The following is a 23,190-nucleotide window of genomic DNA, read 5'->3' as shown; positions in this document are numbered from 1 at the left end:
TGACGTGGACCGCAGCGAAACGGTCATCGTCCGGTCACAAACGCCGTGCAGATCCGTCACGGATTCCTGTGAGAGTCCTGTGCGACCGCCCCGGACGTACAGGAAGGCAGATCCGCCGTGTGCGCACTGCTCGCCACCCCCGCCCACCACCAGCGCCGGAACCAGGGCCGGGAGCACGGCCGGAGTCATGACCGGAACCGGGAGCTGGAGTTCCGCTCCTTGTCGGCGGCCGAGTACCGCTCCTTCGTTTCCCGGAACCGGAATGCAAGCTTTCTGCAGTACCCGTCCTGGGCCGGGGTAAAGGACCACTGGCGCTCGGAAACCGTCGGATGGCACCACCCCGACGGGGAAATCGCCGGGGTCGCGCTCGTGCTGTACCGCCAATTGCCCGGCACGCGCAAATACTTCGCCTATCTCCCCGAGGGCCCCGTCGCCGACTGGTCCGACCCGCACCTCGACCGCTGGCTCACCCCCCTGCTGCGCCACCTGCGCGCGGCCGGTGCCTTCGCCGTGCGGATCGGGCCCAGCCCCGCCTACCGCCGCTGGGACGCCGCCGCCCTCAAGGCCGCCACCGGGCCCGGCCGGCAGCTGTCGGACGTACTGGCCACCGAGGTCGACCCGGTCGGCGCCGCGCTCGCCGACCGGCTGCGCTCCCGCGGCTGGCGGCGCTGCGGAGGCGAGGAAGACGGCGACGCCCAGCCCCGCCACGTCTTCCGCGTGCCGCTGGCCGGTCGTTCCGTCGAGGACCTGTGGACCGGGCTCAACCAGGAGTGGCGGCGCAACGTGCGCAAGGCCGAGAAGGCCGGGGTGCGGACCGTCCTCGGGACCGCCGCCGACCTGCCCGAGTTCCACCGGCTGCTGGGCATCACCGAGGAGCGCGACGGCTTCCGGCTCGGCCGCTCGCTCGCGTACTACGAGCAGCAGTACGCGGTCCTCAACGCCGAGGCCGAGGGCCGGATGAGGCTCTACCTCGCCGTCCACGAGGACGAGGTCCTCGCCGCCCACACCATGATCGCCGCCGGTGGCCGGGTCTGGTACCAGACGGGCGCCTCCGCCGACCACCGCCGCGAGGTACGCCCCAGCAACGCCCTGCAGTGGCGGATGATGCTCGACGCACACGCCCTCGGAGCGGACGAATACGACATGCGCGGGGTACCCTCCACTCTCGACCCCGCCGAACGCTCATTCGGACTGCTCCGCTGGAAGCTCGGTACCGGCGGACACGTCGTCGAAACGCTCGGAGAGTGGGAGATACCGTTGGACGGATACGCCAACACGGCGCTCTACAAGGCCTTCCAGGCCTACCTGGCCCGCCGGTGACGGCCCCCGCCCCCGCCGCCGCGACCGACGGGGCGTCCGCCGCGACCGACGGGGCCGCCCCCGCCGCGGCGGCACCCAAGAGCTCGGTGCTGCGCAGCGGCGCGCTCATGGCCGCCGGTTCGGTCGTCTCCCGCGCCACCGGGTTCGTCCGCTCCGCCGTGGTCGTCGCCGCGCTCGGCACCGGGCTGCTGGGCGACGCGTACGCCGTCTCCAACACCGTCCCGAACATCATCTACATGCTGCTCGTCGGCGGCGCCCTCAACGCCGTCTTCGTACCCGAACTGGTCCGCGCCGCCAAGGAGCACCAGGACGGCGGGGCCGCCTACACCGACCGGCTGCTGACCGCCTGCACGGCCGTGCTCGTGCTGCTCACCGCGGCCGCCGTGCTCGCCGCGCCGCTGATCGTGGCCGCCTACACCCCGTACACCGGCAGCCAGGCGAGCACCACCGTGGCCCTGGCCCGCTACTGCCTCCCGCAGATCCTCTTCTACGGCCTGTTCACCCTGCTCGGGCAGGTGCTGAACGCCCGCGGCCGGTTCGGCGCGATGATGTGGACCCCCGTCCTCAACAACCTCGTCATCATCGGCGTCTTCGGCCTCTTCCTCTACCTCTCGCACCACGGCGCACAGGGGCTGACCGCCGGCGAGACCCGGCTGCTCGGCCTCGGCACCACCGCCGGCATCGTCGTCCAGGCCCTCGCGCTCATACCCTCCCTGCGCGCCGCCGGCTTCCGCTGGCGCCCCCGCTTCGACTGGCGCGGCCAGGGGCTGGCCCGGCCGCTGCGCAACGCGGGCTGGCTGGTCATGCTGGTGTTCACCAACCAGATCGGCTACTGGGTCGTGACCCGGCTGTCCACCACCGCCGGCCGGCAGGCCGTCGAGGCCGGACTCGCGGGCGGCGCCGGTTACACCGCCTACAGCAACGCCTACCAGCTGTGGATCGTCCCGCAGGGCATCATCACCGTCTCCCTCGTGACCGCCCTCATGCCCCGGATGAGCGCCGCCGCCACCGACGGCGACCTCGCCGCGGTCCGCCGCGACGTGTCGTACGCGCTGCGCTCCAGCGCCGCCCTCGTCGTCCCCGCCGCCGCGGTCTTCGCCGCCCTCGCCCCCTGGGTGATGGGCAGCGTCTTCGGGTACGGCCGCACCGGCGCCGCCGACATCGAGGTCATGGCCGGCATGCTCGCCGCGTTCGCCCCCGGCCTGATCGCCTTCTCCGGCCAGTACGTCCTCTCGCGCGGCTTCTACGCCCTCTCCGACACCCGGACCCCGTTCTTCCTCAACCTGGTCATCGCCGGACTGAACGCAGGCCTCTCGGCCACCGCCTACCTGCTGCTGCCCCCGCGCTGGGCCGTCACCGGCATGGCCGCCGCCTACACCGTCGCCCTCTTCGCCGGCCTCGCCCTCACCGCGTACGTCCTCGGCCGCCGGCTCGGCCCGCGCCGGCCCGACCCCGGAGCCGACCCCGCCACCGCGCTCGGCACCCACCTGCGGCTGCTGGTCGCCGTCCTGCCGGCCGCCGCCGCCGGGTACGCGGCCGCCCGCGCCGCCGACCGGTGGGGTCTGGGCGACCTCGCCGCGGCCGGCGCGGGAACCGCGGCGATCGCCCTCGTCGTCGTCGTCCTCGCCGGGCCCCTGCGCCTGACCGGGATCACCGACCTGCTGGACTCCCTGCGGCGCCGGACCGGCCGCTAGCAGGGACACCGCCCACCACCACCCTTGGACACGACCGGATGCCACGCGTACTGCTGATCGAGGACGACCCCTCCGTACGGGAGGGGGTGGGCCTCGGGCTGCGCCGCCGGGGCCACGAGGTGAGCGCCGCCGACACCGGCGAGACCGGCCTCGCCCTGATGGGGAGCTTCCGCCCGGAACTGGTGCTGCTCGACCTCATGCTCCCCGGCATGAACGGGGTGCAGGTCTGCCGCCGGATCCGCGAGACCAGCCAGGTCCCGATCATCATGCTGACCGCCCGCGGAGACGACTTCGACATCGTCGTCGGCCTGGAGGCCGGCGCCGACGACTACATCGTCAAGCCCGCCCGCACCGAGGTCATCGAGGCCCGTATCAAGGCCGTGCTGCGCCGCCTCGGCGACGGCGCGGCCGCCCGGCCCGGGGTGGAGTTCCACGGGGAGCTCGCCGTCGACCGCGCCGGCCTGACCGTCGCCAAGAACGGCGAACGGGTCCCCCTCGCCCCCAGCGAGCTGAAACTCCTCCTGCACCTGTCCGCCTCGCCCGAGCAGGTCTTCTCCCGCCAGCAACTGCTGGAGTACGTGTGGGAGCACAGCTACCACGCCGACGCCCGGCTCGTGGACGCGTGCGTCCGCCGGCTGCGCCACAAGATCGAGGACCCGGCCGGCAACCCCCGCTACATCCAGACCGTCCGCGGCTTCGGCTACCGCTTCGGCCCCCTGTAGGCAGCCCCCGTGGGACGCATCGCACGCATCGCACCCCTCGGGCTGCGCACCCGCCTGATCGCGGCCTTCCTGCTGGTCGCCGCGATCAGCGCGGTGAGCACGGCCGCCCTCACCTACCAGCAGGCCCGCAACGGCATCCTGAAGCAGAGCCAGGACACCGCCGTCAGCAGCCTGCGCGACCTGGTCGAGTCCCAGTCCGTCACCCTGCCGATGGACCAGCCGCGGCTCCAGAGCATCGCCAGCGACCTCGGCAAGCGCGGCAAACCGCACCCGTGGACCGTCTTCGCGGAGTACGGCAGCCTGCGCGCCGCCAGCTCCGGGGAACCCGTCTCCACCGTGGTCACCGAGCAGCTCCGCCGGCAGGTCGGCAAGAACCCGCACGGCGCCTTCCAACGGGTCGTCGACGACAGCGGCACCCCGTTCCTCGCCGTCGGCATGCCGGCCGTCTTCGACCGCCACGGCGTCCGCCGGCCCACCGGTCTCGTCGTCTTCGCCACCATGCCGCTCGTCACCGAGCGCCAGACCGCGGAAGCCATGGTCGAAGCCGCCAAACAGGGCGCCGTGCCCGGCCTCGCCATCGCCGTCATCCCGGCCCTGCTCGCCGCACGCAGCGTGCTGCGCCCCGTACGGGACATGCGCCGAGCGGCCCAGAACCTGGGCAGCGGCCGTCTCGACACCCGCATCGAGGTCCGCGGCGCCGACGAACTGGCCGGGCTGGCCCGCACCTTCAACGAGACCGCCCGCGCCCTCGAACAGTCCGTGAGCGAACTGCAGGAGGCCGAGACCCGGGCCCGGCGCTTCGCCTCCGACGTATCCCACGAGCTGCGCACCCCGCTCGCCGGGATGCTCGCCGTCACCGAGGTCCTCGACGAGGACGCCGAGCGCCTCGACACCGACACGGCCTCCGCCCTCCGCCTGATCAGCGCCGAGACCGGCAAACTCGCCGTCCTCGTCGAGGACCTGATGGAGATATCCCGCTTCGACGCCCGCGCCGCCGAGCTCAACCTCGACGACGTCGACGCCGCCGAGGCCGTCCGCAAGACCCTGGAGCGCCGCCACTGGGACGACGAACGGGTCGTCACCGACCTGCCCTGGCAGGTCCGCGCCCGGCTCGACCCGCGCCGCTTCGACGTGGTCCTCGCCAACCTCGTCGGCAACGCCCTGCGGCACGGCAGCGCCCCGGTCCGCGTCACCGTGCGCAGCGAACCCAGGATCGGAGGGCCCCGGCTGCTGATCGAGGTCGCCGACAGCGGGCCCGGCATCGCCCCCGAGGTGCTGCCGCACATCTTCGACCGGTTCTTCAAGGCCGACGCGGCCCGCACCCGCTCCGCGGGCAGCGGCCTCGGCCTCGCCATCACCCTGGAGAACGTCCGCCTGCACGGCGGGACCCTGCGCGCCGAGAACGGGCCGGCCGGGGGAGCCGTGTTCAGCATCGACATGCCGCTGGAGGCCGACGCGTGACCCGGATCCGCCCGGCGGCCACCGCCGGACTCCCCGCCCTGCTCGCCTGTGCGGTGCTCGCCGGCTGCGGGATCAAGCCCACCGGGGTCGTCGAGAGCGGCGCCCCCGCCAAGGTGACCGTGGCGGTGCCCGCCGAGCGGCCGCTGGTGTACTTCGTGGACCCCGACGACCGGCTCCTCGCCACTCCGCAGACGGTGATCCCGGTGGACGGGCTGGAATACGGCGTGGTCCGGCTGCTCGCGGGCCCCACCGATTTCGACAGGGCCGCCGGGCTGCGGACCGCGCTTCCCACCGTCGAGTCCAGGGCGGTCACCGACACGCGGATCACCGCCATCGCGGACGACGTGATCGAGGTGCGGCTCCCGTTCAAGGTCGGCGACCTGTCGGAGCTGGCCCGCCGCCAGGTGGTGTGCACCGCGCTCTCCACCAGCGCCTCGCACGTCCGCGCCGTGCTGCGCGGCCCGGACACCGCCCTGGAGGCCAGGCTCTGCGACACGGGCGTCACCCTCTGACACCGACGCCGATGCGGGCTCCGGCACCGCCCCGACCGGGCCGCGCCGCCCCACTGCCCCCTTGCGGGGCACGGCCCGCGCCGCCACCGTGGGCGCATGCATCCCGCGCACCCGCGGCCCGGAGCCGACCTCCCCGACCTCCCCGACGTCTTCGACCCCCGCCGCTACGCCGAGGGCATCCCGTACGGGAGCTACCGGCTGCTGCGCGACCGGCACCCGGTGGCCCGGCAGGACGAGCCCGAGGTCCAGGGCTGGCCGGCCGGCCCCGGCTTCTGGGCGGTCACCCGCCACGCCGACGTGGTCCGGGTGCTGCGCGACCACACCACGTACTCCTCCTGGCTGGGCGCCACCCAGATCCGTGATCCCGACCCGGCCGACCTGCCCTTCCTGCGCCGCACGATGCTCAACCAGGACCCGCCGGACCACGGACGGCTGCGCCGGCTGGTCTCCCGCGCCTTCACCCCCGCCCGCGTCGACGCCTTCGCCGCCCGGGTCCGGGAGCGGGCCCGTACGCTGCTGGCCGCCGCCCGGGAGAAGGCCGAGGACGGCGCCACCGACGTGGTCGCCGCCGTCACCGACGAGTACGCGCTGCTGAACCTGACCGACCTGCTGGGCGTCCCGCCCGGCGACCGCGGCCTGCTGCTGGAGTGGACCGTACGGGTCATCGGCTACCAGGACCCCGAGGACGCGCCCGAACCCCTGCGCGGCCCCGACGGCACCCCCCTCAACCCCCGCTCACCGGCCCTGCTGGGCGAGATGTTCGGCTACGCGCGCGAACTGGCCGCCCACAAGCGGCGCCACCCCGGCGACGACGTGATGACCTCCCTCGCCGGGGCCGGACTCGAACCCGCCGAGCTGGAGATGTTCTTCTTCCTGCTCACCGTCGCGGGCAACGACACCGTGCGCAGCGCCGCCCCCGGCGGGCTGCTCGCCCTCGCCCGGGACCCGGACGCGTACCGCCTGCTGGCCGCCGGCGAGGTACCCGTCGACCGGGCCGTGGAGGAGCTCCTGCGCGTCCACCCGCCGGTGCTCAGCTTCCGCCGCACCGCGGCCGTCGACACCGAACTCGCCGGGCAGCAGGTCCGGGCCGGGGACAAGGTGGTGGTGTTCCACGCCTCCGCCAATCACGACGAGCGCGTCTTCACCGATCCCGACCGCCTCGACCTCGGCCGTCACCCCAACCCGCACGTCTCCTTCGGGGACGGCCCGCACGTCTGCCTCGGCGCCCACTTCGCCCGGCTCCAGCTGCGCGTCCTCCACGAGGAATGGCGTACGGCCATGCCCGCGCCGGAGCTCGCGGGCCCGCCGCGCCGGCTCGTGTCGAACTTCATCAACGGGATCACGCGGCTTCCGCTGCGGGTGTCCGGGCCGGCCCGGTGACGTCCGCCATCAGCTCGGTCACGTCCGGGCCGTAGGCCTCGGAGTTGGTCACCTTCAGCACGAGGCAGAAGGAATTCCCCCGGTACTTGCGGGCCAGCTCCCGGTGGTTGCGGGCCAGGTACCGGGCGCCCGCCTGGTTGCTGATGGCCGTCTGCCCCGATATCAGGAACACGGGTCGGGTTCCCGGCCCGGTCGTCAGTCGGGCCAGCAGCACGTGCTCCGCCTGACCCTTGTCGTAGCGGTAGGTCTCCGCTCCGACGTGGATCGCCAGGCGGTCCGGTTCCGGTTCCTCGAACGCGCCGATCCGCACGCCCGGCAGCATGGAGGACAGGTGGGCCACCGTCCGTGCGTTCGAGGAGGGGCCGCCCACGCAGAACTCCGTGCGCTCGCCGATGCCCTGGCGGACCTCGTCGTGGGAGACGAGCTGGAGGGTCGCGCCACAGTCCTTGATCAGGGCCGATATCTCCAGCAGCGCGAAGGCGTCGTTACGGTGTACCGACCACGCATCGGCGTCCGGCTTACGGTTGACCACGAACAGGCAGTCCGAGCCGGTGGGCAGGCCGAAGAGCGCCTGTTTGCGGCGCAGCGTGCGGCGCCACAGGAAGGTGCGTGCGAACCAGCCGAAGCCGCCGCTGACGGCGGTGGCCGCCACCCCGAGCACGATGTTGCGCAGGTCGTCGTTCATGCGCGGGATGCTAGCCCGCACCGGGTCTTCCTGACGCGGGGGGTTCGGTGAAGTTACAGTGCCGACCGCAGCCCTGTCGCAGGGGGCCTGACAGGCCGTCGACCGGAGGTACGCCATGCGTCGTCCCGCTCCACGCCACTTAGCGCTCGCCGCCGCCCTCGCCGGGGCACTCGTGTCCACCGGCGCCGCGGCCCCGCCCTCGACGGCCGGCGGACCTCCGGCCAAGGTGCCCGTCGCCGTGGGCTACGGCGGGGTCGTCGCCAGCGTCGACCCCGACGCCTCCGCCGTCGGCATCGCCGTCCTGCGGGCCGGCGGGAACGCGACGGACGCCGCGGTCGCCACGGCCGCCGCGCTCGGCGTCACCGAGCCGTACTCCGCCGGCATCGGCGGGGGCGGCTACTTCGTCCACTACGACGCCCGGACCCGCCGGGTACAGACCATCGACGGCCGCGAGACCGCGCCGAAGTCGGCCACCGCCGGGCTCTTCCTGGAGAACGGGGTGCCCATCCCGTTCGCCGAGGCCCAGACCAGTGGCCTCTCGGTCGGCGTCCCCGGCACGCCCGCCACCTGGCAGAGCGCCCTGGACGCCTGGGGAACCCGCCCACTGTCCAAGCTGCTGGAGCCCGCCGAGAAGCTCGCCCGCGACGGGTTCGAAGTCGACGCCACCTTCCGCGCCCAGACCGAGGCCAACCAGGAGCGCTTCAAGGACTTCCCGGCCACCAGCGAGCTGTTCCTGCCGGGCGGCGCCCTGCCGGTGGTCGGCTCCACCTTCAAGAACCCCGACCTGGCGGCCACGTACGCCGAGCTCCGGCGGGGCGGCGCCGGAGCGCTGTACCGGTGGCCGCTCGCTGACGAGATCGTCAACACCGTCCGCAAGCCCCCCGTCGACCCGGCCGCCACCCGCACCGTCCGGCCCGGCGACCTGACCACCCAGGACCTGCGGGCGTACGGGACCAAGCGGCAGGAGCCGACCCGGGTCGAGTACCGCGGGCTCGACGTCTACAGCATGGCGCCCTCCTCCTCCGGCGGGACCACCGTCGGCGAGGCCCTGAACATGCTGGAGCGCACCGACCTGGGCGCCCTTTCCGAGGCGGAGTACTTCCAGCACTTCATCGAGGCCTCCCGGATCTCCTTCGCCGACCGGGGCCGGTGGGTCGGCGACCCGGCCTTCGAGCAGGTGCCCACGCGCCAGCTGCTGTCGCAGCGGTTCGCCGACGCGCGCGGCTGCCTGATCAACCCGGAACACGCCCTGACCAGCCCCCTGGCCCCCGGAGACCCGTACCACCCGAAGCCCTGCGACGCCCCCGGCCGGCCCGCGCCGACCACGTACGAGGGCGAGAACACCACCCACCTGACGGTCGCCGACCGCTGGGGCAACGTCGTCTCCTACACCCTCACCATCGAGTCCACCGGCGGCAGCGCGATCACCGTTCCCGGCCGCGGCTTCCTCCTCAACAACGAGCTGACCGACTTCTCCTTCGCCCCGGTCACGCCCGGCGTCCCGGACCCGAACCTGCCCGGGCCGGGCAAGCGGCCCCGCTCGTCCATGGCCCCCACCATCGTCCTGGACCACGGCCGGCCGGTCCTCGCGGTGGGCTCGCCGGGCGGCGCCACCATCATCACCACGGTCCTGCAGGTCCTGACCGAGCACCTGGACCGGGGCATGCCGCTGGTCGACGCCATCGCCGCGCCGCGCGCCAGCCAGCGCAACCAGCCCACCACCGAGCTGGAACCCGCCCTGTGGAACAGCCCGCTGCGCGGGCAGCTGGAGAAGCTGGGCCAGGCGTTCCGGCTGAACCAGGAGATCGGTGCCGCCACCGGGGTCCAGCGGCTGCCGGACGGGCGCTGGCTCGCGGCGGCCGAGAAGACCCGGCGGGGCGGGGGCTCGGCGATGGCCGTCCGCCCACAAGGGAAGCCGTAGGACGGCGCGGCCCGTCGGGTTTGCGGGGCCGGCGGGGGGGTGGGGCCGTCGGTCTGTCGGGTCCGTCGGTCTGCCAGGGTGCGTCCGTCGCGGGGGCCCGTAGGTCACAGGGCGGTGAGGATCCTCGGGCCGTCGGCGGTGATCGCGACCGTGTGCTCCGCGTGCGCGGCGCGGCTGCCGTCGACGGTCCGCAGGGTCCAGCCGTCGCCGTCGCAGCGGTAGTCGTCCCTGCCGCCCGCCGTCACCATCGGCTCGATCGCCAGGACCATGCCCGGGCGCAGCTTCATGCCGCGCCCGGGCCGACCCTCGTTGGGCACGCCCGGGTCCTCGTGCATGCTGCGGCCGATGCCGTGCCCCCCGAAGTCCTCCGGGATGCCGTACCCGGCGCCGCGGCAGACCGAGCCGACGGCGTGCGCGATGTCGCCGATCCGGTTGCCGGGCACGGCGGCGGCGACACCGGCCGCCAGGGCCGCCTCGGCCGTCCCGATCAGCCGCAGGTCGGCGGGGCGGGGGCGGCCGACGGTGAAGCTGACCGCCGCGTCCCCCACCCAGCCGCCGAGCCGGGCCCCGCAGTCGATGCTGACCAGGTCGCCGTCGCGCAGCCGGTGGTCGTCCGGGACGCCGTGCACGATCGCGTCGTTGACGGAGGCGCAGATCACCCCCGGGAAGGGGACCGGCGCGAAGTGCGGCCGGTACCCGAGGAAGGGCGATGCCGCCCCCGCTTCGGCGAGGACGCCGCGCGCCACCCGGTCCAGTTCCAGCAGGGACACGCCGACGCGCGCGGCGTCCCGTACGGCGGCCAGGGCCTGCGCGACCACCCGGCCCGCGGCACGCATCTCGTCGATCGACTGTTCCGTCTTGATCTCTACCATGCCAATAACTGTACCGGTAAAACAATACCGGGATGATTGTTGGGTCGGCCGGTAGGATGGCCCCATGGTCCGAACTCCCCTGACCCCCGAAGAGCGCGAACGCGGCGAGCGCCTCGGCGCGCTGCTGCGCGAGGCCCGCGGTGGACGCAGCATGGTCGAGATCGCGGCGACCGCCGGGCTCTCCCCCGAAACGCTCCGCAAGATCGAGACGGGCCGGGCGCCCACGCCGGCCTTCTTCACCGTGGCCGCCCTGGCCGAGGCGCTCGGCCTCTCCCTGGACGACGTCGTCCGCCGCTGCGCGCTCGTCCCCGCCTGACCCGTTCCGGTGCCCGCGGGCCGTCGTTCGGGCGGCCGCACGGGCCGAACGGCGCAATCGGCGGGGCCCGCGGCCGGGCGCGGGGCAACGTGAAGGGGTGTCAGCCAGCAATGCAGCCGAACGGCTCGGACTCGGACTCCTCGGCGCCCTCCTGGCGGGAGGCCTGCTGATCGCTGCCTGCGCCGCCCCCGACGGCGGCGCGGCCGACGCGGGCCGCCACCCGACCGCGCCGCCGGCCGCCCCCGCCGGGAGGGCCATGTCGAGGTGACGCGGCGCGGCATTCGGGTGAATGGCCGCCCTCCAGCCCAGGGTGAAGCGTTTCGGCAGGTCAGGGCCCTTCTACGCTGCACGGATGCCCAACCGCACCACCACGGCCGGCATCGCCGCCGCCTCCTCCTTCCTGCTCCTGTCCGCCGTCGGCCCGGCCGATGCGCACCCCGTGCCCGGACAGTTGTCCTACGCGTACACCGACGGGGACGGGCGTCCGGACGCGGACGTCCTCCGGGCCCCGGAGAGCGGGGTGTGCATCGACCTGCCGGCCCTCCGCGACGCCCCGGCCGTGCACCTGCACAACGACAGCCCCGCCACGGTCGAGCTCTACGGGACCCGGGACTGCCTGGGCCAGCCGCTCGGCACCGTGCGCGCCGGTGAACGCTCCACGGTCCACACCTTCTCCGTCTGGCTGGCACTACCCCGCTAGGAACGCCCCGCACGGACCGGGCCGGCCGGGGGCCCGTCGCGGGCGGTGTCGTAGCCTCGGAGGATGACCCTCGAAGAGCTCGGGCGGGCGAAGTACGTCAGCCTCACCACCTTCCGCAAGGACGGCACACCCGTCGCGACGCCCGTGTGGGCCGTCGCCGACGCCGGCGAGCTCTACATCTGGACCCGGTCCGACTCGTGGAAGGTCAAGCGGATCCGGAACAACGGGCGGGTCACCCTCCAGGCCTGCGACGTGCGCGGGCGCGTCGCGCCCGGGGCGCCGGTGCTGGAGGGCCGGGCGCGGCTGCTGGACGAGGCCGGGCTGAAGCGGGTGCGGCGGCTGATGTCGCGGAAGTACTCCTGGCAGTTCTGGTCGGTGGACGTCCCGGGCGCGCTCGTCCGGTTCGGACGGCGCCCGCACACGGGGATCGCCGTCAAGGTTTGAGATTCCCGTAGCCCGCCTGTAACACCCGTGGGTTCCAATGCGGGGCATGGAGACCGCGGCTTCGCTGGTGATCACACAACTCTCGGACTACTTACGCGGGTTGGCGCAGAGACTGGACCCGGGGGCGGGGTGGTACGGGGAGTTCCTGCGCCGGGACCCGGAGGGGATGCGGGCCTGCCTGGACGGGGCGGCGATGCCTCCGTGGGACGTGGTGGAGTCACTGCTCGGGGACCTCGCCGAGGCGCGGGGCCCGGAGTTCGCGGCGCGGGAGGCGCAGTACGCGGCCCGGCTCCGGGGGGAGGCCGCCGCGGCCTGGGACCGGCTGCCGGGCGGGGCCGAGGAGTTACAGACCCTGATCGTGGCCGCCGCAGAACAGCGGGACGCCGCGGAGGCGGCGGCACGGAGCCTGACGGCGCGGCTCGCCACCACCGCGGACCGGGCGGAGGCGGACGCGGTCGCCGGGGAACTCGCCTGGCTCCGCGACGACGCCGCCCGCGCCGCCTCCCGCCACGCGGACCTCACGACCCGCCTGAGCGCCCTGACCAACCCCACCCCCGCCCCCGCCCTCCTCCCGGCGGTTCCCCGCCAACGCCCGGAACCCCCGGCCGCCGCCGCATCACCGTCGGGCGGAGTCACGGGCCACCTCGGAACACCCCCCGCGCCCGCCGCGCCCCCCGCCCCCGCCCCGGCCCCGGCCGCCGATCCGCAGGCCGGGCACCCGGGCCGAGACCCGCGCGAGGGGCCGTACGAGGGGGCGGGCGGGGCATCGGGGGCGGACTCCGGCGGTGCGGCACCGGGGAGGCGGCGGGCCGAGGGGCGGGGGCTGCGGGGCCGCGCCCGCAGGGCCGGCGGGGCGAGGTACGCCGGCTCGGCGGCCCCCGAGCCGACACCCTTCAGCCCGCCGCCCGGACACCCGGCGGGCCCCGGCAGCGCCCTGCCGCGCGGGGCGCGCTTCGGACACCTCGAACCGCACGTGCCGGAGCTGCCGGAACAGCCGCAGCAGTCGGCTCAGCCGCAGGGTCGCGGCCCCGCGGTCGGCCCGCCGCGCGGCGCCCGGTTCGGGCGTCCGGAGCCGGAGCCGCAGCCGCAGCCGGGGCCGCATGCGGAGCAGGAGCCGGCGGCGGAGCCGCAGGGCGCGGGGAGTGCGGACGGGTGGCTCGGGGCGGGCTCGGAGCTGCAGGACGGCGGTGCGGCGGCGGTCGGGGGACGGGGCGTGCGGGGGACCGTGACCGAGCTGATCACGCTGCGGGCGCAGGGGCGCAGCGGCGAGGCGCACGCGCTGTTGTGCGAGGCCGCGGCCTGGCCGCCCGGGCTGCTGCCGGGGCTCGCCGCCGAGCTGGTCCGCGCCGGGCTGGCGGCCGACTGGGCCATCCTGCTGTGGGAGGCGGCCTCGCTCCCGCCCGAGCGGCTCGCCGCGGTGGCCGCGGCCCTCGGCGCGGCCGGCCGGCACGCCGACTGCGAGGCGCTGCTGCGCCAGGGCGTGTGCCGCCCCGCCGCCGAGCTGGCCGAGGCGGCGCTGGCCCTGGTCGAGGCCGGCCGCCCCGGCGAGGCCGACGCCCTGCTCGGTGCGTTCGTCCGTGTCCGTACCGCGGAGGAGGCGGCCCGTCTCGCCCGCCGGGACCCGCAGTGGTTCGTCCCGCGCCTGCTCAGGGCCGCCGAGGCCGCCTCCGCGGGGCACCACCGCGACCTCGTGCACGCGCTGCGCGTCGCGAAGTTCTTCGCCTCCTGAGGGCCGCCCTCCGCGTCCGAACCGGACCACTGTCCGACCGTTCCGAGCCGGAATCGACTGACCGCGAACGCTTCTCGACCCAGTCGGACCGACTACGCCATCAGTGCAAGGCGGTCTTGCCCCGGGGTGTGACGAGGCCTACGTTCTAGTCCCTACGCACACCGTCTACGTGCGTAGAAGTCGGCGTTCCCGTCGCGAGGAGCAGCTCATGGCCCAAGTCGTCCGCGCCGCACTCGTCCAGGCCACCTGGACCGGAGACACCGAGTCGATGATCGCCAAACACGAGGAGCACGCCCGCAGAGCGGCCGCCGAGGGTGCGCGGATCATCGGCTTCCAGGAGGTGTTCAACGCCCCCTACTTCTGCCAGGTCCAGGAGCCCGAGCACTACCGCTGGGCGGAGCCGGTCCCCGACGGCCCGACCGTCCGCCGGATGCAGGAGCTCGCCCGCGAGACCGGCATGGTGATCGTCGTACCGGTCTTCGAGGTGGAGGACTCCGGGTTCTACTACAACACCGCCGCCGTCATCGACGCCGACGGCAGCTACCTCGGCAAGTATCGCAAGCACCACATCCCGCAGGTCAAGGGGTTCTGGGAGAAGTACTACTTCCGCCCCGGAAACCTCGGCTGGCCCGTCTTCGACACCGCCGTCGGCAAGGTCGGCGTCTACATCTGCTACGACCGCCACTTCCCCGAGGGCTGGCGGGCCCTGGGCCTGGCCGGCGCCCAGCTGGTCTACAACCCGTCCGCCACCCACCGCGGCCTGTCCGCCTACCTGTGGCAGCTGGAGCAGCCCGCCGCGGCCGTCGCCAACGAGTACTTCATCGCCGCGATCAACCGGATCGGCCGGGAGGAGTACGGCGACAACGACTTCTACGGCACCAGCTACTTCGTGGACCCGCGGGGCCGCTTCGTCGGTGAGACGGCCAGCGACAAGGAGGAGGAACTCCTCGTCCGCGACCTCGACTTCGGCCTCATCGAAGAGGTCCGCACCCAATGGGCGTTCTACCGCGACCGCCGCCCCGAAGCCTACGGAGGGCTCGTACAGCCGTGACCAACCCGATCCCCCTGCTCAGCCGGCACCGCTCCGTCCTGCCCGACTGGCTCGCGCTCTACTACGACCGCCCCGTCGAGCTCACCCACGGCGAGGGCCGCCACGTCTGGGACGCGGACGGCAACCGCTACCTCGACTTCTTCGGCGGCATCCTCACCACGATGACCGCCCACGCCCTGCCCGAGGTCACCAAGGCCGTCGCCGAGCAGGCCGGGCGGCTCATCCACTCCTCCACCCTCTACCTCAACCGCCCGATGGTCGAACTGGCCGAGCGGATCGCCGCCCTGTCCGGCATCCCCGAGGCGCGGGTCTTCTTCACCACCTCCGGCACCGAGGCCAACGACACCGCGCTGCTGCTGGCGACCGCGTACCGCCGCTCCAACCAGATCCTGGCCATGCGCAACAGCTACCACGGCCGGTCCTTCTCCACCGTCGGCATCACCGGCAACCGCGGCTGGTCCCCGACGAGCCTCTCGCCGCTCCAGACGTACTACGTCCACGGCGCCGTCCGCACCCGAGGCCCCTTCGCGGAGCTGTCCGACGAGGCGTTCACCGCGGCCGCCGTCGCCGACCTGGAGGACGTGCTCGGCCAGGCCCGCGGCTCCGTCGCCGCCCTGATCGCCGAGCCGATCCAGGGCGTCGGCGGGTTCACCTCGCCGCCCGACGGCCTGTACGGGGCCTTCCGCGAGGTGCTGGACCGGCACGACATCCTCTGGATCAGCGACGAGGTGCAGACCGGTTGGGGCCGCACCGGCGAGCACTTCTGGGGCTGGCAGGCGCACGCCCGCAGCGGCCCCCCGGACATCCTCACCTTCGCCAAGGGCATCGGCAACGGCATGTCCGTCGGCGGGGTCGTCGCCCGCGCCGAGATCATGAACTGCCTCGACGCCAACTCCATCTCCACCTTCGGCGGTTCCCCGGTCACCATGGCCGCCGGCCTCGCCAACCTCGGCTACCTGCTGGAACACGACCTCCAGGGCAACGCCCGCCGCGTCGGCGGCCTGCTCCTGGAGCGGCTGCGGGCCATCGCCGCCACCGTGCCCGCCGTACGCGAGGTGCGCGGCCGCGGCCTGATGGCCGGAGTGGAGCTGACCCGGCCCGGAACCGACCGCGCCGACCCGGAAGCGGCCGCCGCCGTCCTGGAGGCCGCCCGGGAGGGAGGCCTGCTGCTCGGCAAGGGCGGCGGGCACGACACCAGCGTGCTGCGCATCGCGCCGCCGCTGTCCCTCACCGTCGCCGAGGCGGAAGAGGGCGCCGAGATCATCGAACGGGCCCTGCGCAGCACCGTGTAGCCGGGAGGCGCCGCACATGTCCATCCGCACCCTGATCCGCGGCGGCCTCGTCATCACGGCCGCCGACGAGCTTCACGCCGACGTCCTCGTCGAGGACGGCCGGGTGACCGCCCTCGCGGCGCACGGCTCCGACACCGCCGAGGGCTGGACCGCCGGCGCCGGCCGCGTCCTCGACGCCACCGGGAAGTACGTGATCCCCGGCGGGGTCGACGCCCACACCCACATGGAGCTGCCCTTCGGCGGCACCTCCGCCTCGGACACCTTCGAGACCGGCACCCGGGCCGCGGCCTGGGGCGGCACCACCACCATCGTCGACTTCGCCGTGCAGAGCCGGGGCCGCGCCCTGCGCGAGGGACTCGACACCTGGTACGACAAGGCCGACGGCAAGTGCGCCGTCGACTACGGCTTCCACATGATCCTCTCGGACGTCAACGAGGGCACCCTCAAGGAGATGGACCTCCTCGTCGGGGAGGGCGTCACCTCCTTCAAGCTCTTCATGGCCTACCCGGGGGTCTTCTACAGCGACGACGGGCAGATCCTGCGGGCCATGCAGCGGGCCTCCGGCAACAGCGGGCTGATCATGATGCACGCGGAGAACGGCATCGCGATCGACGTGCTCGTCGAGCAGGCCCTCGCCCGCGGGGAGACCGACCCCCGCTACCACGGCGAGGTCCGCAAGGCCCTGCTGGAGGCCGAGGCCACGCACCGGGCGATCCAGCTCGCCCGCGTCGCGGGCTCCCCGTTGTACGTCGTCCACGTCTCGGCGGAGGAAGCCGTCGCCGAGCTGGCGGCCGCCCGCGACAAGGGCCTGCCGGTGTTCGGCGAGACCTGCCCGCAGTACCTCTTCCTGTCCACCGACAACCTCGCGGAGCCGGACTTCGAGGGCGCCAAGTACGTCTGCTCGACCCCCCTGCGGCCGCGCGAGCACCAGGCCGCGCTGTGGCGGGGCCTGCGCACCGACGACCTCCAGGTGGTCTCCACCGACCACTGCCCGTTCTGCTTCAAGGGGCAGAAGGAGCTGGGCCGCGGCGACTTCTCGAAGATCCCGAACGGGCTGCCGGGCGTGGAGAACCGGATGGACCTCCTGCACCAGGCGGTCCTGGACGGGCACATCACCCGCCGCCGCTGGATCGAGATCGCCTGCGCGACCCCGGCCCGGATGTTCGGCCTGTACCCGCAGAAGGGCACCATCGCCCCCGGCTCGGACGCGGACATCGTCCTCTACGACCCGCACGCCGAGCAGGTCGTCTCCGCGCGGACGCACCACATGAACGTGGACTACTCGGCCTACGAGGGCAAGCGGATCACCGGGCGCGTCGAGACCGTCCTCTCCCGCGGCGAACCCGTCATCGAGAACCGCGAGTTCACCGGGCGCGCCGGCCACGGGGCCTTCGTACCCCGCTCCGCCTGCCAGTACCTGTAGCCCCTCCGCACCCCGCACCCCGCACCCCGCAAGGAGCCGCCCATGGACTTCGGCCTCGTCCTGCAGACCGACCCGCCCGCCTCCGAGGTCGTCAGCCTCATGCGCCGCGCCGAACGCAACGGCTTCCGCTACGGCTGGACCTTCGACTCGGCCGTGCTGTGGCAGGAGCCCTTCGTCATCTACAGCCAGATCCTGGCCAACACGACGAAGCTGACCGTCGGCCCGATGGTCACCAACCCCGGCACCCGCACCTGGGAGGTCACCGCCTCCACCTTCGCCACCCTCAACGACATGTACGGCAACCGCACGGTGTGCGGGATCGGCCGCGGCGACTCGGCGATGCGGGTCGCCGGACGCAAACCCAACACCCTGGCCCGCCTCGGCGAGGCCATCGACGTCATCCGGGACCTCGCCGAGGGCCGGGAGGCCGAGGTCGACGGCCAGCCGCTGCGGCTCCCGTGGGTGAGGGAGGGCCGCCTCCCCGTCTGGATGGCCGCGTACGGACCGAAGGCCCTGGCCCTCGCCGGACAGAAGGCGGACGGGTTCATCCTCCAGCTGGCCGACCCCTTCCTCACCGAGTGGATGGTGCGCGCGGTCCGCACCGCCGCCGAGGAGGCCGGCCGGGACCCGGACGCGATCACCATCTGCGTGGCGGCCCCCGCGTACGTGGGCGAGGACCTGGCCCACGCCCGCGAGCAGTGCCGCTGGTTCGGCGGCATGGTCGGCAACCACGTCGCCGACCTGGTCGGCCGGTACGGCGAGCACTCGGGCATGGTGCCCGACGCCCTCACCGACTACATCAAGTCCCGCGAGGGCTACGACTACAGCCACCACGGGCGGGCCGGCAACCCGTCCACGGACTTCGTCCCGGACGAGATCGTCGACCGGTTCTGCCTGCTCGGCCCGGCCGAGGCGCACGTCGAGAAGCTCCGGGCCCTGCGCGCCCTGGGCGTCGACCAGTTCGCCGTCTACGACATGCACGACGCGAAGGCGGCCACCATCGACGCCTACGGGCAGCACGTCATCCCGGCGTTCCAGGACTGACGGCCCGCGCCGACGGGCCGGGCGGGGCGCGGGCCCGCCGTGATCTCGGGGCGTGCCCCGCGGGACCGGACCCGCGGGCACGCCCTTCGCCGGTTGTGCCGCCCGGGAAGGCCCGGCCGGCGGGTGGGTGGGTTCACCTGTTGGTCATCAGGGGGACGGGGTCCCTTCGGGGAATGCGGTGGGGATCGCGGGGCGCGCGTGTTCTGATGGAGGCATGATCGAACAGTTCCTGGCACGTGACCTGTCCGCCGTCGAGGAAGCCGTCCGCAAGGCGGCCGCCGCCGAGATCATGCCGCGGTTCCGGCAGCTCGCCGACCACGAAGTGGACGAGAAGAGCGGCCCGCACGATCTGGTGACCGTCGCCGACCGCAAGGCGGAGGAGCACCTCACCGCAGCCCTCACCCGGCTGCTGCCCGGCTCGGCCGTCGTCGGCGAGGAGGCCGTGCACGCCGACCCGACCGTGTACGAGGCCCTGCGCGGCGACGCCCCGGTGTGGATCGTGGACCCCGTCGACGGCACCCGGCAGTTCGTCTCCGGCGACCCCGCCTTCTGCACCCTGGTCGCCCTCGCCCACCATGGGGAGATCCTCGCCTCCTGGACCTTCGCCCCGGCACTCGACGAGATGGCCACCGCCGTGCGCGGGCAGGGAGCCCACCTGGGGGAGGAGCGCCTGTACTGCGGCTCCCCGGACCCCGGCGCCGACCTGCGCGTCGCCATGGCCCACCCGCTCTACACCACCGACGGCGACAAGCGGATCCTGTCCCGCCTTGACGTGCCGGGCGTCGACCCCCGCCCCTGCGGTTCGGCCGGCCTGGAGTACCTGAAGGTGGCCCGCGGCCAGGTCGACGGCCTCGCCTTCACCTGGCCCTCGGCCTGGGACCACGCGGCCGGGCTGCTGCTCGTCGCCGAGGCCGGCGGCGCCCAGAGCACCGTCGCGGGGGTGCCCTTCCGCATCGACCAGGACAACGAGCTGCCCTTTGCCGTGGGCCGCGACGAGGCCACGGCCGTACGGATCCGCGAGCTGCTCCGCGGGGTCTGAACCCGTCCCGATCTGACGAACCCCGGGGCCGCGGCGGCCGTACCCGGGGCCTGCGGAGGCGGTCCGAATATCCTGGAGGTGGTGGCGCCGCCGGACGAAGGAGTCGCATAGTGCCGTCGATTCTCGATGCGGTCGTGGTGGGGGCGGGGCCCAACGGGCTGACGGCCGCCGTCGAACTGGCCCGGCGCGGCTTTTCCGTGGCCGTGTTCGAAGCCGCGGAGTCCGTCGGCGGCGGGGCCCGTACCGAGGAGCTCACCCTCCCCGGGTTCCGGCACGACCCCTGCTCGGCCGTCCACCCGCTGGGCGCCGGCTCCCCGGCGTTCGCCGCGATGCCGCTGGCCCGGTACGGGCTGGAGTGGGTGCACCCTCCGCTGCCGATGGCGCACCCCTTCGACGACGGCACGGCCGCGGTGCTCTCCCGCTCCGTCGCCGAGACCGCGGCCTCCTTCGGGCCGCGCGACGCGGGCGCGTACCGGCGGCTGGTCGCGCCGTTCCTCGGCCGGTGGGACACCCTGGCCCGGGACTTCATGTCCCTGCCCGCCACCGCCCTGCCCCGCGACCCGGTCACCCTGGCCCGCTTCGGGCTGGCCGGACTGCCGCCGTCCACCTGGCTGTTGCGCCGGTTCCGGGACGAGCGGGCCAAGGCCCTGTTCGCCGGGCTCGTCGCCCACGTCATCGCCCCGCTGGACGGCATCGCCACCGGCGCCGTCGGCCTCGTCTTCGCCCTGGCCGCGCACGCGGGCGGCTGGCCCATGGCCCGCGGCGGCTCCCAGTCGGTCTCCGACGCCCTCGCCGCGTACTTCGCCGACCTGGGCGGCAGCATCCACACCGGGTTCGAGGTCAAGCGCCTCGACGAGCTCCCGCCGGCCCGTGCGTACGTCTTCGACACCTCGCCGACCGCGCTGGCCCGGATCGCCCGCCTGGGGCGCGCGTACGACGGCTACCGGTACGGCGCCTCCGTCTTCAAGATCGACTACGCCCTGTCCGGGCCGGTGCCGTGGACCGCCGAGGCCCCCCGCCGGGCCGGCACCGTCCAGATCGGGCCGCGCGCCCGCGACGTCGACGCCGCCCTCCAGCTCGCCTCCGGGGGGCGGGCCCCCCGCGCCCCGTTCCTGATCACCGCTCAGCCCAGCCTCGCCGACCCGGGCCGCGCCCCCGAGGGCAAGCACGTCTTCTGGGCGTACGGGCACGTCCCCGCGGGCTGGGAGGGCGACCTCACCGACGCCGTCGAACGCCAACTGGAGCGCTTCGCCCCGGGCTTCCGCGACCTCGTGCTCGCCCGGGCCACGGCCGGCCCGCCGCAGCTCGCCGCCCGCAACCCCAACTACGTCGGCGGGGACATCGCCTGCGGCGCGGCCTCCGGGCTCCAACTGCTGCTGCGCCCGAAACTGACCCTGTCCCCGTACACGACCTCCCACCCCGCCGTGTTCCTCTGCTCCTCCGCCACCCCGCCCGGCCCCGGCGTGCACGGCATGTCCGGCCACAACGCCGCCAAGGCGGTCTGGCGACACCTCCGAAAGGCCGGCTCCTGATGGTCCGCATCACCCTCGTCCAGGGCGACATCACCGCCGAGCAGGCGGACGCCCTGGTCAACGCCGCGAACTCCTCGCTGCTCGGCGGCGGGGGAGTCGACGGAGCCATCCACCGGCGCGGCGGCCCGGAGATCCTGGAGGCCTGCCGTGCACTGCGCGCCTCCCACTACGGCAAGGGCCTCCCGACGGGCCGGGCCGTGGCCACGACCGCGGGCCGCCTGCACGCCCAGTGGGTGATCCACACGGTCGGCCCCGTCTGGTCGGCCACCGAGGACCGCTCGGACCTCCTCGCCTCCTGCTACCGCGAGTCACTGCGCGTCGCGGACGAGCTGGGCGCCCGTACGGTCGCTTTCCCGGCCATCTCGACCGGCGTCTACGGCTGGCCGATGGACGACGGCGCCCGCATCGCGGTGGAGACGGTCCGTGCGGCCGCCACCTCGGTGGAAGAGGTCCGCTTCGTCCTCTTCGACGCCCCGGCCCACGCGGCCTTCGCCGACCGGCTCCGCTGACCGCTGACCGCGGCCGCCGGGCCGGCCGTGCACCGCCGAACGTCCGCTCCGGGGACGGGGTCCCCGGGGCGTCCGGTACGTCCGTCGAAGCCGGCGTCGCCCGGTGGCCCGCACGGCACGGGGAGCGTCCCGCGCGGGCCACCGCACCGACTCAGAGCTGGACGGTCTCCACGGCGTTGACGTTGCCCCAGCTGCCGTACTTCTCGCCCTTCGTGCACGAGGGGCCGGCAACCGCACCGGGCTGCGCGGGCGCCGCCGGGGCCATGCCGGTCAGGTCCTGGCCTTGCGCAGGCGCTGGCAGCCGCGCAGCCGGTCCTGTCCGTCGGAGTCGCAGACCTCGAACCACACGTTCTTCGTGCCGTGGCGGATGCCGTCCTTGCCTGCGTCGGGTTCGCCGTCGGGGTTGTCGGTGAGGTCGACGGTGTGGTTGCCGAAGCGGTCCTCGTAGTGCATCCGGAGCTTGCCGCCCCAGCCGTCCTGGTAGGCGTCGGGTTCGTCGCGGGAGTACGGCGTCACGTACTCGATCCCGAACCAGCCGTCCCCGGTGTCCCAGAACCGGTAGCCCACGCTCGCCGCCGTCGTGCCCTTCAGGGACCGCCCCTCGAAGAGGGTGAACCCGGCGGCGGGCTGCTTCGCCGGAGCCGGCGCCGGTGTCGCGGAGGCCGGGGTGTCCTTGGCGGGCGGGCTCTGGGCGGCCCCCGGGAGACCTTTCGCCAACCCGTAGCCCAGCCCCAGCGCGGCCACGACCGCGCCGCACGACGCCAGGAGGCGGCGCGGTCGTAAGCGTCCGCCGGGTGAGGTTCCCGGCGTCGGACCGGGCTGCCGGGAGTCGGCGGGAGCCTCCGGCGCCCCGGCCGGGCCGGAACCGCCCTCCGGCTCGGCGGCGAGCCGGTCGCGGGCGTCGAGCCAGGCGGCGGTTTCGGGCTCGTGGCCGCACGCCGCGACGAAGGCGGCCAGCATGTCGCGGCGCGGGAGGGCGGGCCGGGTGAGGGCGTACGAGATCGTGCTGCGCGTCAGGATCCGCCCCTGCTCCGCGGCCCGGCACTCCAGCCTGCGATAGCTCAGACCGGAGCGGTCCTGGAGGTTCCGCATGAGGGCCACCAGCTCGGCGGCGTTCCGTGCGCGGCTCGGGTCGATGTCTTCGTGGAGTCCCATGGACGGCATCCTCGGCGACGGGCCGGGCCGGGAAAAGCGCCGCACCGGACACCCGCGCACGTCGGCCGGCCCGACGCGGCGGCCGCCCGCGACACCGAGCGCCCCTGCGCCCGGACGTACTGTCAAGTAACCCCATCTGCGGTGAAATTACCGGTCAGGAGCCGTAGATGCGGTCCTAGCGCCTGACTGTAGTCCGCATATGCAGTGCGCGACCCTGGTGTAGTGGTCGGCGCCTCGGCATCCCGGAGGCCCCCCTGCCGGGGGGGGGGGGGGGGGAGCGGGGGGGGGGGGGGGGGAAAGGGGGGGGGAACCCGGAGGCAACCCCCTTCCGCCCCCCCTTTTCTCCCATCCCTCCCCCAACCCCCCCCCCGCCGGGAGCCCCCCTTCCT

Annotated in this window: 22 protein-coding genes; 19 read left to right on the top strand and 3 right to left on the bottom strand. The window is 74.2% G+C overall.

Features of this window, described 5'->3' with window-relative positions:
• The first annotated feature begins 204 nt into the window (after positions 1–204).
• The 6 genes from ACZ4VL_RS32005 to ACZ4VL_RS31980 all read left to right on the top strand — a co-directional run bounded on the left by ACZ4VL_RS32005 (position 205) and on the right by ACZ4VL_RS31980 (position 7,089).
• Complete coding sequence (locus ACZ4VL_RS32005) at positions 205–1,320, top strand: lipid II:glycine glycyltransferase FemX (protein WP_468207023.1); 1,116 nt, start codon at positions 205–207, stop codon at positions 1,318–1,320.
• Positions 1,317–3,014: a murein biosynthesis integral membrane protein MurJ gene (gene murJ, locus ACZ4VL_RS32000; protein WP_468206964.1), complete on the top strand. Its 1,698-nt coding sequence runs from the start codon at positions 1,317–1,319 to the stop codon at positions 3,012–3,014. The genes ACZ4VL_RS32005 and murJ overlap by 4 nt, the downstream gene beginning before the upstream one ends.
• Positions 3,015–3,052: 38 nt before the next feature.
• Entirely contained in the window at positions 3,053–3,736 is a 684-nt protein-coding gene (locus tag ACZ4VL_RS31995; protein ID WP_468206961.1) for a response regulator, read from the top strand.
• 9 nt (positions 3,737–3,745) lie between these two features.
• Positions 3,746–5,197: an ATP-binding protein gene (locus tag ACZ4VL_RS31990; RefSeq protein ID WP_468206959.1), complete on the top strand. Its 1,452-nt coding sequence runs from the start codon at positions 3,746–3,748 to the stop codon at positions 5,195–5,197.
• Positions 5,194–5,709, top strand: coding sequence for a hypothetical protein (locus ACZ4VL_RS31985; RefSeq protein WP_468206956.1), 516 nt, complete (start codon positions 5,194–5,196; stop codon positions 5,707–5,709). The genes ACZ4VL_RS31990 and ACZ4VL_RS31985 overlap by 4 nt, the downstream gene beginning before the upstream one ends.
• 96 nt (positions 5,710–5,805) lie before the next feature.
• Positions 5,806–7,089, top strand: coding sequence for a cytochrome P450 (locus ACZ4VL_RS31980; protein ID WP_468206953.1), 1,284 nt, complete (start codon positions 5,806–5,808; stop codon positions 7,087–7,089).
• Here ACZ4VL_RS31980 and ACZ4VL_RS31975 read toward each other — a convergent pair.
• Entirely contained in the window at positions 7,049–7,774 is a 726-nt protein-coding gene (locus tag ACZ4VL_RS31975) for a hypothetical protein (RefSeq protein ID WP_468206950.1), read from the bottom strand. The two genes, ACZ4VL_RS31980 and ACZ4VL_RS31975, sit on opposite strands and share 41 nt — an antisense overlap.
• A gap of 115 nt (positions 7,775–7,889) precedes the next feature.
• Between ACZ4VL_RS31975 and ggt the strand changes: the two genes are divergently transcribed.
• Entirely contained in the window at positions 7,890–9,695 is a 1,806-nt protein-coding gene (gene ggt / locus ACZ4VL_RS31970) for a gamma-glutamyltransferase (RefSeq protein ID WP_468206947.1), read from the top strand.
• Positions 9,696–9,799: 104 nt separating this feature from the next.
• On the opposite strand, the gene map is transcribed toward ggt, so the two are convergent.
• A complete protein-coding gene (gene map, locus ACZ4VL_RS31965) occupies positions 9,800–10,567 on the bottom strand; it encodes a type I methionyl aminopeptidase (RefSeq protein ID WP_468206944.1) in 768 nt (255 codons plus the stop codon).
• 64 nt (positions 10,568–10,631) lie between these two features.
• Here map and ACZ4VL_RS31960 point away from each other — a divergent pair, with 64 nt between their 5' ends.
• From ACZ4VL_RS31960 to ACZ4VL_RS31905, 12 genes are all read left to right on the top strand, one after another.
• Positions 10,632–10,883, top strand: coding sequence for a helix-turn-helix domain-containing protein (locus tag ACZ4VL_RS31960; protein WP_468206942.1), 252 nt, complete (start codon positions 10,632–10,634; stop codon positions 10,881–10,883).
• Between the two features lie 97 nt (positions 10,884–10,980).
• Positions 10,981–11,151: a hypothetical protein gene (locus ACZ4VL_RS31955; protein ID WP_468206939.1), complete on the top strand. Its 171-nt coding sequence runs from the start codon at positions 10,981–10,983 to the stop codon at positions 11,149–11,151.
• Between the two features lie 84 nt (positions 11,152–11,235).
• Positions 11,236–11,583 carry a hypothetical protein gene (locus ACZ4VL_RS31950; protein WP_468206938.1) on the top strand — a complete coding sequence of 116 codons (348 nt, stop codon included), beginning with the start codon at positions 11,236–11,238 and terminating at the stop codon, positions 11,581–11,583.
• A gap of 63 nt (positions 11,584–11,646) precedes the next feature.
• Positions 11,647–12,027 (top strand): PPOX class F420-dependent oxidoreductase, encoded by a 381-nt coding sequence (locus ACZ4VL_RS31945; RefSeq protein ID WP_468206935.1) that lies wholly within the window; start codon positions 11,647–11,649, stop codon positions 12,025–12,027.
• A 46-nt stretch (positions 12,028–12,073) separates the two neighbouring features.
• The gene (locus ACZ4VL_RS31940) at positions 12,074–13,756 is read left to right on the top strand and encodes a hypothetical protein (RefSeq protein WP_468206934.1); all 1,683 of its coding nucleotides are present in this window, start codon (positions 12,074–12,076) and stop codon (positions 13,754–13,756) included.
• A 208-nt stretch (positions 13,757–13,964) separates the two neighbouring features.
• Positions 13,965–14,807 (top strand): nitrilase-related carbon-nitrogen hydrolase, encoded by an 843-nt coding sequence (locus ACZ4VL_RS31935; protein WP_468206931.1) that lies wholly within the window; start codon positions 13,965–13,967, stop codon positions 14,805–14,807.
• A complete protein-coding gene (locus ACZ4VL_RS31930) occupies positions 14,804–16,099 on the top strand; it encodes an aspartate aminotransferase family protein (RefSeq protein ID WP_468206929.1) in 1,296 nt (431 codons plus the stop codon). Before ACZ4VL_RS31935 ends, ACZ4VL_RS31930 begins: the two co-directional genes overlap by 4 nt.
• Before the next feature lie 16 nt (positions 16,100–16,115).
• Positions 16,116–17,522: a dihydropyrimidinase gene (gene hydA / locus ACZ4VL_RS31925; protein WP_468206926.1), complete on the top strand. Its 1,407-nt coding sequence runs from the start codon at positions 16,116–16,118 to the stop codon at positions 17,520–17,522.
• A 42-nt stretch (positions 17,523–17,564) separates the two neighbouring features.
• Entirely contained in the window at positions 17,565–18,566 is a 1,002-nt protein-coding gene (locus tag ACZ4VL_RS31920; RefSeq protein ID WP_452938177.1) for a TIGR03842 family LLM class F420-dependent oxidoreductase, read from the top strand.
• A 214-nt stretch (positions 18,567–18,780) separates the two neighbouring features.
• A complete protein-coding gene (locus ACZ4VL_RS31915; protein ID WP_468206924.1) occupies positions 18,781–19,605 on the top strand; it encodes an inositol monophosphatase family protein in 825 nt (274 codons plus the stop codon).
• Between the two features lie 110 nt (positions 19,606–19,715).
• Positions 19,716–21,137 carry a phytoene desaturase family protein gene (locus ACZ4VL_RS31910; RefSeq protein WP_468206923.1) on the top strand — a complete coding sequence of 474 codons (1,422 nt, stop codon included), beginning with the start codon at positions 19,716–19,718 and terminating at the stop codon, positions 21,135–21,137.
• A complete protein-coding gene (locus ACZ4VL_RS31905) occupies positions 21,137–21,646 on the top strand; it encodes an O-acetyl-ADP-ribose deacetylase (RefSeq protein ID WP_468206920.1) in 510 nt (169 codons plus the stop codon). Before ACZ4VL_RS31910 ends, ACZ4VL_RS31905 begins: the two co-directional genes overlap by 1 nt.
• A gap of 270 nt (positions 21,647–21,916) precedes the next feature.
• Here ACZ4VL_RS31905 and ACZ4VL_RS31900 read toward each other — a convergent pair whose 3' ends face one another.
• A complete protein-coding gene (locus tag ACZ4VL_RS31900) occupies positions 21,917–22,801 on the bottom strand; it encodes a hypothetical protein (RefSeq protein ID WP_468206917.1) in 885 nt (294 codons plus the stop codon).
• Positions 22,802–23,190 lie beyond the last annotated feature (389 nt).

It is taken from the genome of Streptomyces sp. NPDC029014, from assembly GCF_055564695.1.
Note: the sequence above shows the minus strand (reverse complement) of the source record. Positions and strands in the feature narration are given on the sequence as shown.

Coding starts and splice junctions, on each gene's coding strand:
- ACZ4VL_RS31995 (WP_468206961.1), top strand. CDS start 3,053: ATGCCACGCGTACTGCTGATCGAGGACGACCCCTCCGTACGGGAGGGG.
- ACZ4VL_RS31980 (WP_468206953.1), top strand. CDS start 5,806: ATGCATCCCGCGCACCCGCGGCCCGGAGCCGACCTCCCCGACCTCCCC.
- ACZ4VL_RS31975 (WP_468206950.1), bottom strand. CDS start 7,774: ATGAACGACGACCTGCGCAACATCGTGCTCGGGGTGGCGGCCACCGCC.
- ggt (WP_468206947.1), top strand. CDS start 7,890: ATGCGTCGTCCCGCTCCACGCCACTTAGCGCTCGCCGCCGCCCTCGCC.
- map (WP_468206944.1), bottom strand. CDS start 10,567: ATGGTAGAGATCAAGACGGAACAGTCGATCGACGAGATGCGTGCCGCG.
- ACZ4VL_RS31960 (WP_468206942.1), top strand. CDS start 10,632: ATGGTCCGAACTCCCCTGACCCCCGAAGAGCGCGAACGCGGCGAGCGC.
- ACZ4VL_RS31950 (WP_468206938.1), top strand. CDS start 11,236: ATGCCCAACCGCACCACCACGGCCGGCATCGCCGCCGCCTCCTCCTTC.
- ACZ4VL_RS31945 (WP_468206935.1), top strand. CDS start 11,647: ATGACCCTCGAAGAGCTCGGGCGGGCGAAGTACGTCAGCCTCACCACC.
- ACZ4VL_RS31940 (WP_468206934.1), top strand. CDS start 12,074: ATGGAGACCGCGGCTTCGCTGGTGATCACACAACTCTCGGACTACTTA.
- ACZ4VL_RS31935 (WP_468206931.1), top strand. CDS start 13,965: ATGGCCCAAGTCGTCCGCGCCGCACTCGTCCAGGCCACCTGGACCGGA.
- hydA (WP_468206926.1), top strand. CDS start 16,116: ATGTCCATCCGCACCCTGATCCGCGGCGGCCTCGTCATCACGGCCGCC.
- ACZ4VL_RS31920 (WP_452938177.1), top strand. CDS start 17,565: ATGGACTTCGGCCTCGTCCTGCAGACCGACCCGCCCGCCTCCGAGGTC.
- ACZ4VL_RS31915 (WP_468206924.1), top strand. CDS start 18,781: ATGATCGAACAGTTCCTGGCACGTGACCTGTCCGCCGTCGAGGAAGCC.
- ACZ4VL_RS31905 (WP_468206920.1), top strand. CDS start 21,137: ATGGTCCGCATCACCCTCGTCCAGGGCGACATCACCGCCGAGCAGGCG.
- ACZ4VL_RS31900 (WP_468206917.1), bottom strand. CDS start 22,801: ATGGGACTCCACGAAGACATCGACCCGAGCCGCGCACGGAACGCCGCC.